Origin of the sequence: Streptomyces sp. NPDC088116 (assembly GCF_044741745.1) — a bacterium.
Classification (GTDB): Bacteria; Actinomycetota; Actinomycetes; order Streptomycetales; family Streptomycetaceae; genus Streptomyces.
Genome location: NZ_JBIUTF010000003.1, coordinates 399,873 through 415,837, shown reverse-complemented (window position 1 = coordinate 415,837; position 15,965 = coordinate 399,873). Strand labels below are relative to the sequence as shown.

12 protein-coding genes are annotated in these 15,965 nt (G+C 70.5%); all 12 read right to left on the bottom strand.

The window, feature by feature from the left end; translation table 11 throughout:
• Positions 1-38: 38 nt before the first annotated feature.
• The 12 genes from ACIOJD_RS14230 to ACIOJD_RS14175 all read right to left on the bottom strand — a co-directional run bounded on the left by ACIOJD_RS14230 (position 39) and on the right by ACIOJD_RS14175 (position 15,955).
• Positions 39-872 (bottom strand): ketose-bisphosphate aldolase, encoded by an 834-nt coding sequence (locus tag ACIOJD_RS14230; protein ID WP_401913869.1) that lies wholly within the window; start codon positions 870-872, stop codon positions 39-41.
• A 196-nt stretch (positions 873-1,068) separates the two neighbouring features.
• Positions 1,069-1,950 (bottom strand): SIS domain-containing protein, encoded by an 882-nt coding sequence (locus ACIOJD_RS14225; RefSeq protein WP_401912543.1) that lies wholly within the window; start codon positions 1,948-1,950, stop codon positions 1,069-1,071.
• A gap of 132 nt (positions 1,951-2,082) precedes the next feature.
• Positions 2,083-3,405, bottom strand: coding sequence for an alpha-glucosidase/alpha-galactosidase (locus ACIOJD_RS14220; protein ID WP_401912542.1), 1,323 nt, complete (start codon positions 3,403-3,405; stop codon positions 2,083-2,085).
• Positions 3,405-4,358 carry a carbohydrate kinase family protein gene (locus tag ACIOJD_RS14215; RefSeq protein ID WP_401912539.1) on the bottom strand — a complete coding sequence of 318 codons (954 nt, stop codon included), beginning with the start codon at positions 4,356-4,358 and terminating at the stop codon, positions 3,405-3,407. Before ACIOJD_RS14215 ends, ACIOJD_RS14220 begins: the two co-directional genes overlap by 1 nt.
• A 105-nt stretch (positions 4,359-4,463) precedes the next feature.
• Positions 4,464-5,399: a carbohydrate ABC transporter permease gene (locus tag ACIOJD_RS14210; RefSeq protein ID WP_401912537.1), complete on the bottom strand. Its 936-nt coding sequence runs from the start codon at positions 5,397-5,399 to the stop codon at positions 4,464-4,466.
• Positions 5,396-6,451 carry a carbohydrate ABC transporter permease gene (locus ACIOJD_RS14205; protein ID WP_401912534.1) on the bottom strand — a complete coding sequence of 352 codons (1,056 nt, stop codon included), beginning with the start codon at positions 6,449-6,451 and terminating at the stop codon, positions 5,396-5,398. The genes ACIOJD_RS14210 and ACIOJD_RS14205 overlap by 4 nt, the downstream gene beginning before the upstream one ends.
• 13 nt (positions 6,452-6,464) lie before the next feature.
• On the bottom strand, positions 6,465-7,790 hold the full coding sequence (locus ACIOJD_RS14200) for an ABC transporter substrate-binding protein (protein ID WP_401912531.1): 1,326 nt from the start codon (positions 7,788-7,790) through the stop codon (positions 6,465-6,467).
• Positions 7,791-8,370: 580 nt separating this feature from the next.
• Positions 8,371-10,164, bottom strand: a complete 1,794-nt coding sequence (locus ACIOJD_RS14195) for a sulfite exporter TauE/SafE family protein (protein ID WP_401912529.1) — start codon at positions 10,162-10,164, stop codon at positions 8,371-8,373.
• Positions 10,161-11,522 (bottom strand): tetratricopeptide repeat protein, encoded by a 1,362-nt coding sequence (locus tag ACIOJD_RS14190; RefSeq protein ID WP_401912527.1) that lies wholly within the window; start codon positions 11,520-11,522, stop codon positions 10,161-10,163. The genes ACIOJD_RS14195 and ACIOJD_RS14190 overlap by 4 nt, the downstream gene beginning before the upstream one ends.
• A gap of 146 nt (positions 11,523-11,668) precedes the next feature.
• Complete coding sequence (locus ACIOJD_RS14185) at positions 11,669-13,216, bottom strand: DUF4331 domain-containing protein (protein ID WP_401912525.1); 1,548 nt, start codon at positions 13,214-13,216, stop codon at positions 11,669-11,671.
• 263 nt (positions 13,217-13,479) lie between these two features.
• Entirely contained in the window at positions 13,480-14,736 is a 1,257-nt protein-coding gene (locus tag ACIOJD_RS14180; protein ID WP_401912523.1) for a right-handed parallel beta-helix repeat-containing protein, read from the bottom strand.
• A gap of 184 nt (positions 14,737-14,920) precedes the next feature.
• The gene (locus ACIOJD_RS14175; protein WP_401912521.1) at positions 14,921-15,955 is read right to left on the bottom strand and encodes a GNAT family N-acetyltransferase; all 1,035 of its coding nucleotides are present in this window, start codon (positions 15,953-15,955) and stop codon (positions 14,921-14,923) included.
• Positions 15,956-15,965 lie beyond the last annotated feature (10 nt).

Below are 15,965 nucleotides of genomic sequence, written 5' to 3'. Positions count from 1 at the left end.
ACCCGTAACCGAGGCGGGGCGGGGCGGGCCGGGTCGCGTCAGACCGGACCCTCCCCCAACAGCCGCAGCATGCGGGCGACTTCGTGCTTCATCGCGTCCCGGGCTGGACGCAGATAGCCACGCGGGTCGACGGCCGTGGGCTGCGAGGTGATCCGGGAGCGGGCCGCCGCGGTGAAGACGGTGTTGAGGTGCGTGGACATATTGATCTTGCGCATCCCGGCGTGCACCGCGTGGGTGAGGGTGGTGTCGTCCACCCCGGACGAGCCATGCAGAACCAGCGGGACGGGAACCGCCGCGCGCAGGTCGCGGATGAGGCCCAGATCGAGCTCCGCCGTGCGCCGGGTCATCTGATGGGACGACCCCACCGCGACCGCGAGGGCGTCGACACCGGTGTCGGCGACGAACCGGGCCGCCTCACCGGGGTCCGTGCGTACGCCCGGAGCGTGGGCGCCGTCCTTGCCGCCGATCGCTCCGAGTTCCGCCTCGACCCACACGCCGTGGTCGTGACACCAGCGGGCTGTTTCGCGGGTGCGGGCGACGTTCTCCTTCCAGGGCAGGTGGGAGCCGTCGTACATCACGGAGGTGAAGCCGCACCGGACCGCTTCCTCGACGAGGTCGGTCCGGGTGGCATGGTCCAGGTGCAGGGCGGCGGGTACGGCGGCCTCGGCGATGGCCTCGCGGGCGGCGGCGGCGAGTGGCCCGAGGGCGCCCCGGTAGGCGACGGCGTTCTCGCTGATCTGGACGATGACAGGGCTGTTCGCCTGTTCGGCGCCCGCGAGGACGGCCTCGAGCTGTTCGAGGAGAACGACGTTGAACGCGCCGACGCCGTGCGCCGCGCTGCTGACGATGTCGCCGGTGGAGGCGAGTGGCATGGTCTGATTCCCGGTGGTGGACGGAGCGGTGGACGCGGGGATGGGCGTGGGCATCGACGGAGGGACGCGCGGAACGACGCGCGGTGGAACATGTATGAGGACGCGCGGTGACGCGTAGAGGGTGAGCGGGAAGACAGACGGGTCCGGTGCGGCGCGGGCGTGACCGGAGCCGTCTTCCCGCGCCGCACCGGAGGGCTCAGCCGTCGAGGATGACGGAGCGCGTCAGGTGGGCCGGCCGGTCCGGGTCACGACCGGCGGCGGTGGCCAGTTCGACCGCCAGGCGCTGGACGACGACGAGTTCGGCCAACGGGTCGAGCCGGGGCCGGCGCAGATGCGCGCCGGTGGCGAGGACGCCGTCGGCGAGAGCCGGGGGCGGCGGCGAAAGACTCCAGACGGCGCGCCCCGGGGCCGCCACGGCGATGGGACCGTGCCGGTACTCCATGACGGAGTACGACTCGGTCCACCAGGCCGCCGCCTCCCGCACCTTGAGCGCCGCCTCGGCCGCGACACCGGTGCTCCACCCCGCGCCGAGGAAGGTGATCTGCTGGGCCTGGAGCAGTTCGGGGTCGATCTCGGTGGTGAGGGCCGTGGCGACGTCGGCGAGCGCGTGGGCCGTGTCGAGTCCCAAGTGGGCTCGCAGGAGCAGGAGTTGGGTGGTGGGGAAGCGAGTCTGGACGACGGACCGCTCGTCCGCGTAGTCGAGGCAGACCACCTCGTGCGCGGCGACGGCCGCCGGTGAGCCGGCGACAGCCGTGACGGTGGTGATACGGGTGCTGTCCGGGGCCCGGTCGAGGGCCGCGAGGACCTCGGTGGTGGTACCGGAACGGGTCAGGGCGAGCACCCGGTCGTACGCCCGGTGCAGCTTCGCCTCGGAGGCGGGGTACGCGTCGGTGGGCCCGAGCCCCGCCTCCTCGCGGAGGTGCGCGTACGCCTGCGCCATGAACAGCGAGGTTCCGCAGCCGATGACCGCGACCCGCTCCCCCGGTGCGGGCAAGGCCGGGGCGTGCTGGGGAAGTTCCTTGATGACGCGCTCCCAGCAGTCCGGCTGGGAGGCGATCTCGTGACGGGTGTGCGACATGGTTCTCCGATCTGTCCGCTGTATCTGATGTACGGGTGCACTGATGCGAGGACACATACAGGTTCGGGCAAGCGGGTACGAGTTCGCGGCTGCCGCGACGCGTGTGGCGCGCGAGGTCTCGGCCGCCCCGGGTCAGTGGCCGAGAGTGGCACGCAGGGAGGGCTGGAGCAGACCGGCATGGGCGCGCACCATGTCGTCGCACAGGTCCCAGATCCGTTCGACGGGCAGGGCGGCCGCCGTGGCCGGGTCCATCATGGCCGCCTGTCGCACGGATCTGGGGTCGTCCTCCAGAGCGGCCCGGACGACCAGCTCGTTCATGCTCAGATACCCGCGGTTGAGCGCGGCGCACTGGGCGGGAAGCGAGCCGATACGGGTGGGCTGCACGCCCAACGCGTCGACCAGGCAGGGCACTTCGACGGTACCGGTCGCGGGCAGGTTGTCGATCAGTCCGTGGTTGGGGACGTTGCCGTAGACGGTACGGGGGGTGCCGGTGGTGATGCTGTGGATGATCTGGGGGGCGTACTCCGCGGTGGCCTCGACGGACAGGGGCGCTCCGGAGGCGAGCGCGTCGCGGGTCCTCTCGTACTCGGCGACGTTCTCGTCCACGATGCCGAGGTAGGCGCCGACGGGCAGCCGCAGCCGCTCGATCTCGCTGTCGTGGCCGAGATACCAGGGGACGTATTCGGAGGAGTGCTCGCTGGTCTCGGTCGGATAGTGGCCGAGCCTGCGGTACATGTCGACGCGGACCCGGCGCCGCAGTTGCGGGTCGTGCGCGATGAGGGCGTCCAGCCGCGGGTACAGGTCGGTCCCGTTGTGTTCCAGACGCAGCATCCACGCCTGGTGGTTGACTCCGGCGGCCAGGTAGGTGACTTCCTCGTACGGGACGTTCAGCAGGGCCGAGAGGTCGCGCATGGTCCAGTACACCGAGTGGCACAGGCCGACGACACGGGTCAGGCCGGTGGCCCGGGTGAGGTAGTGGATGTTCATCGCCATGGGGTTGGTGTAGTTGAGCAGCCAGGCGTCGGGGCAGACCTCGGCGATGTCCTCGCCGAGGGACTTGAGCAGCGGGAAGGTGCGCAGCGCGCGGAAGATGCCGCCGATGCCGAGTGTGTCGCCGATGGTCTGGCGCAGACCGTAGCGGGCGGGTACGTCGAAGTCGGTACGGGTCGACTCGCGCATCCCGACCTGGACGATGTTGATGACGAAGTCGGCGCCTGCGAGGGCCTCGCGCCGTTCGCCGTGGGCCGTGACGCGTGGTGCGGCGCCGCCCCGTAGGGGCCGCCGGTCCGCGATGTGCCGGGCGGCGCCGTGGGCCGTGGCGAGCCGTTCGGCGTCGATGTCGTGCAGGGCGACATGGATGTCCTGGAGGTCCGGGAAGGCGAAGAGATCGGCCAGCAGACCCTGGGTGAATACGACGCTTCCGGCGCCGATGAACGCGATCTTCGTGGTGGTCATCAGTGGTCCTCTCCGTTACGGACGAGCGCGGCGAGGGCTTCGTCCCAGGTGGGCTGGGCGGCGGTACCGCCGTGGGCCCGGGTGGACAGTGCGCCGCAGGCGGCTGCGAGTTCGAGGGCGTCGGCGGTGGACAGCCCGCCGAGGGTCGCGGCGACGAAACCGGCGTCGAAGCTGTCGCCGGCGCCGACCGTGTCCAGCGGCCGGGCGGGGATGCCGCTGGTACGCAGCGCGGTGCGGCCGTCGTGGGCGAGGGCTCCGCGTGCCCCGTCCTTCACCACCACCAGCGGCCCGTGGGAGGCGAGTTCGGCCGCGGCCGAGTCCAGGGATGTGGCGGCGGGGGCCAGCGCGCGGGCCTCCTGGGCGTTCGGCAGCAGGAAGTCGGTGACGGCGAGCACCTCGTCGAATCCGGCCGGTGCCCATGTCCCGGACGGGTCGTCGTTGGTGTCCAGCGAGGTGGTGGCGCCGTGGGCGCGTGCCGTACGCAACAGGCCGGGCAGCGGGCCGGCGAGCCCCGGCAGCAGAAAGTAGGAGGCGGCGTGTACGTGTCTGCCGCGGGTGAGCAGTTCCTCCGGTACGTCGTCGGGTCCGGTCGCGGTCAGTGTGCCGGGCGCGGTGAGGATCGTACGGTCGCCGTCCGCGCGGGTCACGACCACCGTGAGCGGGGTGGGCAGCGCGGGGTCGAGGCGCAGCGCGCCGGTGTCGACGCCCCGGGCCCTCAGGGCGGTGGCGGCGAACCGCCCGGCCTCGTCGTCGCCGACGCGCCCGGCGATGGCGACCTTCAGCCCGAGCCGGGCGGCTCCGCACGCCATGATCGCGGCGGAGCCGCCGAGGGTGAGCAGGCCGGTGCCGACGAGTTGTTCGCGCTGCCCGAAGGCGAGCGGGGCGTCGAGCGACCCTATGACGATGTCGGGGTTGACGTCCCCGATGACAAGCAGGTCGAAGGTGTGCTGCATCCGGCTTCCCGTGGTTGTGGAGAGGTGCGGGTTCGGGCCGGGGTGAGTCGTGGTCCCGGCCTTCGGTCGCGGTCTTCGGTCGCGGTCTTCGCTCCGGTGTGCGGCTCAGCCCTTGAGGCCGCTGGAGGTGATGGACTGGATGAACGACTTCTGCATGAAGAGGAAGGCCAGCAGGACCGGCAGGACAGTGATCACATTGCCCGCCATGACCGCGGACCACCGGGTGTGGTGCAGCCCCTGGAAGGTGGTCAGTCCGAGCTGGAGGGTGTACTGGGTGTCGTGGTTGATGGCGATCAGCGGCCAGCTCAGGTCGTTCCAGGTGGTCAGGAAGGTGAGCACCGCCACGGTGCTCAGCGCCGGTCTCGACAGGGGCAGCACGATGAGGAACAGCACCCGTAGCCGCGAGCAGCCGTCGATCCAGGCGGCCTCCTCCAGTTCCCTCGGCAGCGACAGGAAGAACTGCCGCAGCAGGAACACCGCGAACGGTGTGACCAGCGAGGGAACGATCAGCGCGCCCAGTGTGTCGATGAGTCCGAGGCGCTTCATGACCAGGAAGGTGGGGATCATCGTCAGCTGGAACGGGATCGCCATCGTGGCCAGCATGAGCGCCAGCAGGGCGCGTGAGCCGGCGAACCGCATCCGGGCGAATGCGTAACCGCCGAGCGAGCCGAGCAGCAGGTTGGACACGACGGCGACCAACGAGACGATCAGCGAATTGGCGAACCAGCGGGGGAACAGGGCGTTCCCGAACACATAGCGGTAGCCGCCCAGGTCGATCCTCGACGGCCACAGGGACGGTGGGAACCGGTTGATCTCCGCGTCGCTCATCACGGAGCTGAGCAGCAGCCAGAGCAGCGGTGTCGCGAAGACCAGCGCGAGCGGGGCGAGCAGCAAGTGCCAGGGGCTGAACGGCAGCCGCGTACGGCCTCGCCCGTCCTTGCGCGGCCCGGCGGTCCGTACGACCCCGCTGTTCCGGGCATCCCCGCTGTTCCGGGCATCCCCGGCGGTCCCGGTCGGGGCCGAGGCGGAGGTCCCCGTCATCGTGCGGCTCCTTCGAGGCTGTTCTTCTCGCGTCCGCGGATCACCCGCGGGACCGCGCCGAGCACGAGCAGGGCCAGGGCGAGCGCGTACGCCGCCGCCGCGCCGTAACCGGCGGTGAAGTTCTTGAATGCCTGTTCCCAGATGAAGTAGACGATCACCGTGGTCGAGCCGAGCGGCCCGCCCTTGGTGGTCACGTACACGAGGTCGAAGACCTGGAGGGAGTTGATGGTCTGCCACAGCAGCAGGAAGACGGTGACCGGTGTGAGCGTGGGGAGGGTGACATGGCGCAGCAGGTGCCACCGTCCGGCGCCGTCCAGCCGCGCCGCTTCGAGGAGGGATCGCGGTACGTCCTGGAGAGCCGCGAGATAGACGACCACGCACAGGCCCGTACCGCTCCACAGCGAGATCGCCACCAGCAGGAACAGGGCCTGCCCGGGATCGGTGAGAAATCCCTGGGCGGAGACGCCGAGTTGGTGCAGCAGGGAGTTGGCCGCCCCGAACTCCGGGTCGAGGATGAAGGAGAACAGCACGCCCTGGGCCGTGGCCGAGACGACGAACGGCACGAAGATCAGTGTGCGATAAAGCCCCACTCCCCGGATGCGCCGGTTCAGGACCAGGCCGAGCAGCAGCCCCAGGCCCATGCTCAGCGGCACATAGAGCGCCGTGTAGAGCAGTGTGTTGCGTACGGCCTGGCTGAAGTGCGGATCCTGCGACAGGGCACGGTAGTTGTCCAGACCGACCCAACGGCTGGGCGTGACCAGGTCGTCGGCCCGGAAGGACAGCAGCAGCGACCAGAGAACGGGGACGACGCTCAGACCGATGATGATCAGCACCGATGGCGCGACGTACATCCACGCCGTCACCGACTCACCGCGAACTCCGCTTCCCCGTGGGCTCGTTCGTCGCTTCCGCGAGTTGCCTCCCCATCGGTCGCGCGCTGTGTCGTGGCCGGGGGCGGGTGTGCCGTCGTGCGGGTACCGGTCGTCGTGTGTGCGGTCGCGGCGTTTGTCTCCGTCATCGGGGAGCGTGAGCGGAGCGGGCAGTCGTGGCATCGTTTCTCTCCTCTCAACGCGGGATGAACAGCGCGGCGTTGGCCTCGTCGGCGCACTCGCGCATGGCCTCGACCGGTGTGCTCCGGCCGAGCAGCACGGCGACGACGGCCTGTCCGAGCGCCTGGGAGACCTGCGGATAGGCGGGGTGTACGAGACGTACGCGCGCGGTGTCCAGCGCCTCGGTGAACACCGACAGTCCTTCGACCCTGGTGGTCTGCGACTGCCACCCGGGCAGGGCCCGGGTGCTCCGGCTGAGCGGCAGACTGCCGGACTCGACGGCCCAGATCACGTCCTGGGCCGGTTGCGTCAGCCATGTCACGAAGGTGCGCGCGGCCCGTACCCGCGCCGGACCGTTGTCGAACAGGGTCCAGGTGTCGGGTCCCGAGATGGTCATGGGCCTGCCGCTGTAACTGGGCAGTGGCACCACGTGGTAGTCGATCTCCGCCTGACGGATGTCGGGCAACTGCCATGGTCCCGTGACGACCATCCCCATCCGGCCGGACGCGAAGACTTTGTACATCTGTTCGCCGCCGGGCTTGGGATCGATGTAGACGCTCTTGTCGCGCGCGAGGGACCGCACGGTCTCAAGAGCCTGGACGCCGGCGTCCGCGAACCCGATGCCGCGGCCGTCCTTGCCGACGAGGTCGCCGCCCAGGTCCCAGATCAGCGGCCACAGCCGCCACACCGTGTCCTCGTCGCCCGCCCCGGGCCAGCCGGTGCCGAAGGCGCCCGGCGCCGCGCCGGTGAGCTTCTTGGCCGTGTCCATGAACTCGTCCCACGTCCAGCCCGGTTGGGGAAGCGGCAGGCCTGCGGCGTGGAAGAGCTTCTTGTTGCAGATCACGGCGAGCGAGTCGACCACCGCGGGAGCCGCCCGTACCTGCCCGTTGAGTGTGACGGCCTGGCGCACGGGGGCCCAGTAGTCGGTCCAGGGAAGAGGCGCGGAGCGGACGGTGCCGGTCAGATCCACCACCGACGGACTGCGCGCGACACTGGCCAGGTCCGAGCCGAAGACATAGGCGATATCGGGAAAGGAACCGGCCGCCAGCGCCGCCGTGATCTTCTGGAGCATCACGTCGGCCAGGACGCCTCCGGCGGGATCGACGCGGATTCCGGGATGCGTACGGTTGAATTCCGCGACCAGCTTCTCGATGACCCCGCGGGCGGAGTCCGTCTGTCCGTGCCAGAGTTCGACCGTGACACGGCCGTCGGCGCCGACTCCGTCGTCCGTGGTCGTGGCGCATCCGGGAAGTGCGGCCGCGGCGCCGAGCGCCAGGCCGGTGCCACGCCGCAGGACCTTGCGGCGCGAGAGCGCGGCGGGCATGCGGTGGCCTGCGGGCATGTGGGCCTCCAGGGGAAGGGTGGTTCAGCACGCGGGATCACAACGGACGCGCGGGCGGTGTGCGGCCGGGCCGTGTACGTGGGAGAGAAGACCCGGCGTACCCAGGAAGAGCCGGGGGTGGTACGCCGGGTCGGTCATGATCGCTCGGGCCGCTCAGGCAGCCGCCGGGCCCGAGGCGGGGGAAACGACCGGCACAGTGACCACGGGCGCCGCAACAGCGCTGCTCATAAAGAGGGTTCGACGGAAACGGACACGGCCGGGACGCATCTGAGAGCTCCAGAAAATGGGGGGTACGTCCCCGCCTCGGGTCCTGGAGCGGCCCTGGCGACTTTGTCCGGGCTTACGACACGGGGCCGCTTACCGGCTGGGCGTACCTCTGGCGCCGGATGCTCAACCCTGGCGTTGCATGGAGTAAAGCGAGCGGAACTCGTCATGTCAACAGATCGCAAGTGGCGCGGACCGCGCGTACTACAGCCCTGCCGGACCGCCGGCGCCGGTGCCCCGGTGACGACCGACCTGACGTATCGTCACCATAGGTACTCGAACTCATACTTGGAGTTTTGACACCGATGAGGAGGGGTCAGCCCACCACAGCGGTCAGGGCTCCTCTGAGCAGCAGTGCGCATCCCAGCACGAAAACGACGGCCGCCGTGCCGAGCGGGGCCATCCGATGGGCCCATACGAGGACCGGGCCGCGCGGTCGGCGCGCCAGCCTGCGGGTCGTGGTCTCCCGTAGCCGCACGACCGCGAAACCGGCACCCGTGAGTGTGAGCGCCAGCCCGGCTCCGTACGCCAGGACCAGCAGGAAGCCGAACCATGCCTGGCCCAGGGCGGCAGCGCCGACCAGCACGACGACCGCGGACGGGCTGGGGACCAGGCCTCCGGCGAAACCGAGGAGGATGATGCCGCGCAGGCCCGGTGCCGGGGGGAGGTGCGTGTGGGTGTGACCGTGGTCGTGCGTGTGAGTGTGACCGTGGTTGTGAGTGTGACCGTGGTCGTTGTCGTGAGTGTGACCGTGGTCGCTGTCGTGAGTGTGACCGTGGTCGCTGTCATGGTGGTGACCGTGCTCCTGGGCGGGCGGGCCGTCGTACGCACTGCCATGGCTCTGGACCACGCCCGCCGCCTGCTCCGACCGGTGAGCCGCACCGCCGGTCGCGAGCGCGAGCACCCGCCCCTCCTCAGGCGGGAGTTCGGTGTCCTCACGATGCCCGTGGGTGTGTCCGTGAGCGGGTCCGTGCGCCGTGGAGTGGCCATGGGCGTGCCCGTGCGCATGGTCATGCCCGTGACCATGGCTGTGACCGTGGGGGTGCTGACGCTGTCGCCATGCCCTGCGCAGCAGCAGCGCACCCGCGATCGCGACCAGGGTGCCGCTCGCGATGCCCAGCCACGACACGACGGTGGGCGCCGCCGCCGAGCCCGCCGCGATCAAGGCGCCCAGGGCGAAGACGCCCAGGGTGTGGGTCAGGGTCACGGAAGCCCCGAGGGCCAGCACATCACGCAGCGAACTGCGGCCGCCCGCCGTGGCGGCGGCCGCCATCATCGTCTTGCCGTGTCCCGGGGCCAGCGCGTGCATGGCTCCCAGCAGCAGGGACGCGCCGAGCGCGAGTGCCGCGAAGCCGAAGGTCAGTTCGTGCCGGGCCACCAGCCCGGTCAGGGCCTGCGCCCAGCGGTCCGCCCCACGCGGCAGCACCCCGGCCGTCGGGGAACCGCTCTCCCCGCTCTCGCTCCCGGAGAGCGCCGGGCCGCCGGGACGGAGGCCGAAGGCGGCCGAGCGGCGGTCGGGCGGGGAGGAGAGCAGATCGCCGGGGTACGCGGTCAGCCGCCGGGAGACGGAATCCCGTGGTACGTCCGACCCCGCGAGCGTCATCCGGTCGCCCCGCGCGGTGATCTCCCGCCAGCCCGCCCCGCTCGCGGCATCCGCCGGTTGGTACGAGAGCCGTGTCTCCTCCTCGCGCGGCAGCGCAGCCGTCAACTCGCAAATCACGCGCAGCGTCCGCAACCCGGCCTGTCCCGGCCGTATGCGCGCCTTCGCGCTCCCCGCCACGACGGACACCGACCCCTTGTCGCCTACCACGAGCCGGGCGTCCCGCGCCGCCGTGTCGCAGCGCGTCCTGGCCCACGCCGACAGTTCGTCCGGCGCCGGCCGGTCGTCCCCGTCCGTGTCGATACGGTTCCGTTCCTGCTCGGCCGGGATCTCCGCCAGATCCTCCACATGGTCGACGCGCAGCCGCCCCGGAGCGACGACCAGTCCGTCGTACTGATTGACGGTGAAGTTCCCCAGGGGATGGGCTTGCGCCGCCTGGGCGGGGAGCAGGGCCAGGGCCGCTCCCGCCACCAGCATGGCGAGGGCGGAAGCGGCGGTGCGGCGGTTCATGAGTCCCCCCGGGAGGCCGCGGGCCGTCCGGACAGGGCGGACAGCGCGGAGGTGGCCTCCCGCGCGCCCGTGGGCGAGAAACCTGGGTTCAGGTCGAGCGCGGCGCGCAGATCGCGGCGCGCGGCCTTGTCGTCACCCAGGGCGCGCTCGATCATGCCCCGGTGGAAGAGGAACGACGCGTTGCGGTAGCCGGGCGACTCGGCCGTCGCCTTCTTCGCGTACGTCAGCGCCTCCCGGTCCTTGCCGTTCGCGTGGAGCGCCCAGGCGAGCGCGTCCGCCGTGTGCACACTCTCCCGGCGCTTCCATTCGGCGCGCGCCGACGTCAACGCCTCGGCCGCGTCGCCGTGATCGGCCTCGATCAGGGCGGACTCCAGATCGGTGGCGACGCCGTTGGCGCGGGCCAACCGGGTCCAGGCACCGACGAGTTCGTAACTCTCCTCGGCCCGCTCGCGCTGCCCGCCGGTCTCAAGTGTTTCGCCGAGTGCGGCCAGTTGGCCCGGCAGCGGATAGCGCCGTACGACCTCTTCGAGATCGCTCAGCGCCCGCTTCGTCTCGCCCCGCGCGGCATACGTACGTCCTCGTCCCTCCAGCGCCGGCACATACTCCGGGTCGGCGCGCAGCGCGGTCGCGTAGTGTCCGAGGGCCCGGCCGTACTCCCCCTGGTTCCAGGCCAGTTGGCCGAGCGCGGTGGCGACGTACGCCGCGTCGGCGGTACCGGACGCGGAGTCCAGCGCGCGCAGCAGCACCCGGCGCGCGCCCTTCACGTCGCCGCGCAGCTCCAGCACGTACGCGTACCGCGTGAAGACCGGGATACCGGGGCGGCGCCGGTCGGCGAGTTCGACCGCGCGCCGCGCGTCGTCGTACCGGCCGAGTTCGACCAGGGCGTCGACCCGGCTGGACAGTGCCCGTTCGCTGTACGGATTCACCCGCAGCGCCCGGTCCGCCTGGCTCAGTGCCGTCTCGAAGTCGTGGCGCGCGGCGGCCAGCGCCGCACGTCCGGCGAGCGCCGTGTCGTTCCGGTCGGCGGGCCGCAGCTTCAGCGAGCGCCCGAACGCCTGGTCCGCCTGTGTGTACCGGCTCGGATCGCCGCTGGTCCGCGCCTGTTCGACATACGCCGCGCCCAGCGTCGCCCACCCGGTGGCGTCCTTGGGCTGCGCCTTGAGGTGTTTCTGCAGGGCCTCGATGCCTCGCGTGAGGTCTCCCGCCGCCAGCCGCTCGACGGGCACATCCGCCACGACGGTGGGCGCGGCCTGCCCGGACCGGTCCGGGTCACCACCGGCCCCGACGGCCACCGAGGTTCCGGTGATGCCCACGGCGAGCGCCACGACCGCCGCGATCCGCCACCGCGGTCGCGGCATCTGTCCTCGTTCACGCCATCGCGCGAACCGCGGCTTCCGTACGGACATCGTGTCGCCTTCCTCGGTTCTCTCACTGCGGTGCTGGTGTGGGGCCGGGCCCGGCCGCGCCGTGTGTGAAGGGACGGCGCGGCCGAGCCGGGTGCGGATCAGCCGATCCAGGAACGGCGTTCGGGGCGACGACGGGAGCGCAGCCACATCATGCCGAGCCCGAGCAGCAGCACGACCCCGGCGCCCGATGCCGCCGAGGCGAGCATCACCGTGTTGTTGTCCCACGACGCGGTGAACGAGGACATCCCGCCCGTCAGCCCCGTGGCGTTGCTCTTGGTGGACGCCTCGCCCGACGTGACGTCGGACCCGGCGGTGGGCAGGGCGACGTACGGGAAGCTCTTGCCGAACTCCTTCTCGTTGGCGTCGACCGCGTCGCCCAAGTCGTTCTTCGAGTCGACGAGTTCGCCTTCGACGACCTGCAAGGCGATGTCCAGTACGTCGTCCGTCAGCCGCCGCCCGTTCGGGAAGCCCGCGGTGTCACCGTCCAGCACACCCAGCCGCTTCGGCTCCGCCACCGGCTTGATGGAGGTGTTGAGACGCAGCATCTCCGACGGGGTCACCTTGGGCGGCTGGTTGAGGTCCTCGACACCGGTCAGGAAGACCGAGACGAGGTCCTCGCGCGGTTCGGCCGGAGCCTTGATGTCGTAGATCGCCTCGATGAGCTTCGGCAGCTCCGGTTCGGTGACGTTCTTGAGGAAGTCCCCGTCGTTCCCGGGCGAGGAGGCGTTGAACCTGTCCTTGTCCTTCACCGGGTTGACGACCTCGTTGACCAGCGGCATGCCCAGTCGCGACACCCGCGTCCAGTCGCCGTAGGCGTTCTTGCGCTCCGTCGTCGAATAGATGCCGACGATCGGCTGCTCCTTCGACTCCTGGATGTACGAGGTCGGCACCTGCAAGGCGATGGTGTTGACGTTGTAGCCCTTGAGCGTGTCGTTCCCGACCTCCGACAGGTCGCCGCCGTACAGCAGGTCGAAGACCCGCAGATCGAGGAAGAACGGGTCGTCGGCCTGACCGGCGAAGGCCTTGATGCCACCGGGGACCTTCTTGACCGCCTGGTCACGCAGCTTCTGGTAGTCGGGCATCGACGCCTTGCCGACATTCGACGGGGCGACGGGGAGGTTCTTGGCGACCTTGTGCTCCGAGACGGTCTTGCCGTGCTCCAGTCGCAGCAGCTCGATGTCGTAGGTCTGGGTGAAGTTGAGGTCGGGGTCGTCCAGACTCTCCACCGCGCCCGTGTTGTAGAGGAAGGTGTCCTCGTTCTTGCGGTGGTCCTTGAACGTGAACCGGTAGAGCAGGTCGTCCTGGGCGTCGCCGTCGCTGTCGATGTGTATGTCGTAGCGCGCGTCATTGGCGAACGTGTAGAAGTTCGGGCCGCCCGCCGGCTCCTGGAACGGCAGCCAATTCGCCACCAGTGTGGTTGTGTCGGGGTGGTCGGGGCTGACGAAGGCGTACAGATCCGTGTTGTCGAACTGCGGCTGCCCCGAGATCAGCGGAGCCTCCCGGTGGCTGGAGGCGCTCGCCGTCCCCGGCTCCAGCACGGCCACACCGGCGGCCGTGAGCCCCCCGGCGGCCAGCGCACCACACGCGAGCAGAGCAACGCTCCCGCGCCCCCGCCATGTCCGCCCGCTTCTGGTGATTGCTGTCATCGCGTCCGTCCTTCATCCGTCATCGCGCCTGTTCGGGCTGCTGTACCTGCATTACGGACGCCGTACCTGTCTTGTTCGATCGTGATGGCCACAGGTTCGGCGAAGTGCCTCGCGGCGTGTGTCTGTTCGCGAGCCATTCGGAGCCGGGGCGCGGGCGGATTGGTGCGGATCGAAAAAATCTCGGCCGGGGCCGGTCCGGGGGCGTTCTCGCTCCTGCCCCCGGACCGCCCGTACAGCGCTCGGACCGGATCCTCGTACGGCTCTCAGAGGCGCGCCCCCACCGACGACCCGTCTCGCGGGACGAGGAAGGAACGGGACGGCGGGAGGGCGCCGTCGGCGGCGCGGGGGCCGGCGAGGGGAGCCGGGTCGGTGCTCAGGATGGATGCCTCGTTCCACGTTCCGCCCAGATTCCAGGAGTTGCCGGTGGCCGTCGCGCCTGTGCCGAGGCTGACGGCCTTCCGGTCCAGGACGGACAGATTGCCCGTGAATACGGCGGCCGAGCCGGATGTGTCGGCGTCGAAGCCGGTGCCTTCGTTGCGGAAGGTGGAGTTGCGGGAGATGACGAGCGCGCCCGGGTTGCCGTTGTCGGTGACGCCGTGCGCCGCGTTGCCGTACGCGACGCTGTTGCGCAGGGTGTGGGCCGTCGCCGGGGCCGGGGTGCCGCCGCCGAGCTTGAAGCCGTTGCCATCGCCCGCGAAGTCGGGGAGGTTCCAGCGGTCGTAGCCGTTGCCGTACGCGACGGTGTCCTCGATGACCAGGGGCGAGGTGAACTTCCAGGCGTCGAAGCCGTCGTCCACGTTGTTCCACAACCGGGCGCCCCGCACGGTGTTGCCCGTACCGCTGCCTTCCTTGATGGCGAGGCCGTCGGCGCTCTCGCCGTTCTTGCGCGGGTCGCGGTTGGCGTAGGAGTCGAGGTTGAGGATGAGATTGCCGCCGGAGGCGCCCTGGAGCTGGAAGCCGCTCTCGTAGTTGTCGTGGGTGGCGAGGCCGGAGAAGACGTTGTGGTCGCAGCCGTCGCAGTAGTAGCCGTAGGGACCGTTGACGATCTCCAGGCCGGACACCCGCCAGTACGAGGCCTCTTGGTGGATGGCGCCGCGTTCGGCGCGCGGGATGCTGCCGCCGACCGGAGTGTGACTGGCGGGCAGCCGCTCCCCGTCGATCACGACCCGCTCGTCCCGGTACGCACCCAGGGTGATCGGCCGGCCGGACTCTCCGGACGTGGTGATGGTGATGTTGTCGTCCAGGACGTACGTACCCGCCCGGACGGCGATGACATCACCGGGCCGGGCCCGGTCGACGGCCCGCTGCACGGTACGCAGAGGCCGCTGGAGGGTGCCGGGCCCGGTGTCGTCTCCGTCGGACGCCACCACGATGGTGGGGTCGGCGGCCGCGGAGTACGGGGCCGCCGCGGCGGGCGCACCGGCGCCACCCACCGCAGCGGTCCCCGCCGCCGTCCCGGTCCCCGTCCCTGCCGTCAGTACGGCTCCGGCCAGCACAGCGAGCATGCCTGAGACGCGCATACGATCTCCTCTTCCGTGGCTTGTCCGGAGACGGGCCGGAACATCGGACACCGACCGGAACACGACCTACCGGAAGTCTGTGGTCACGTACGCCGGAAAGGTTGCCGTCTACGACGGCCTCCGGCACGCGGTGGTCACAGGGAGGGGAGGGACGCCGGGCTCGGAACTCGCCCCGCGTCCGGAATCATTCCGCCTCCGGCACCACGTCCGCGAAGTAGGCACGCAGAGTGCGGGGTTGGAGACCGTACCGCCGCTTGAACGTCGGGTTGCGCCGGCCCAGTTCGGCCCAGTCCAGACCGGAGGCCCAGGCCTCCCGCATCACCTGGGCGAAGGCCACGTAGAACGGGCTGTAGCCCGGGGTGTCCTCCTGGGCGAATCCGACGGCCCAGTAGTGGAGCCGGGTGTCGTCGGTGAGGGTGAGCGCGGAAGCGACCATCCGGTCCCCGACGTGGAATTCCGCGACCTGGACACAGTCACCGAGCGCCAGGACGAAGTCCTGGAAGAGACCGCGCTGGTAGTAGTCGGAGTTGTCGAACTTGGCGGCCGTGGCGCGGGCAAGCTCCACGAAACCGTCCAGGTCCGCGTGGGCCGCGTCGGTCGTGTGCACGCTGACTCCTGCTTCGTCCGCCTGGCGCAGGTCGTGTGTGAGGTTGTACCGCGGTTTCCTCTTCAGGCCGTTGGCGAGGTAGTCGTCGAACCCCTCGAACCGGTCCAGGGTCATTCCCCATCCCACGTCGATGTCGACACCGGCGAATCCGGAATCGGTCAGCAGGGCGTCCAGCGGGCCGTCGGCGTCGGCGTTGACGACGCCGCACAGTCGCGCGTCCCACTGGGACGCGAGGTCCCTCAGCGCGGTGACGGCTCGCCGGGCGGCGGATCCGGCGTCCGGGCCGGACCGTACCGGCAGCACGGTGTCGTAGCAGTGCCAGGCATGGCTGAGCAGTACGGTCCGGCCGACCGCGTGTGGATGGTGATCGGCGATGACCCGCATCGGGTCGACGTCGCGTTGCAGATAGGCGGGCAGGGCCGCGTGGGCCCGCCCCGACTCGTCTTCGACCACGAGGTACGCGGTACGCAGGACCGGGTGCAGTGGGTGCTTCTCGAAGGCGCGCAGGAAGGGCCGGCGGTAGAAGACGGGAGCTCGGGCGACCGTCATCAGGTCGTCCCACCTCTCGTCCACGTCGTCGATCGTGGTGTGGACACGCACGGTGTGTTCCATGACGACTCCT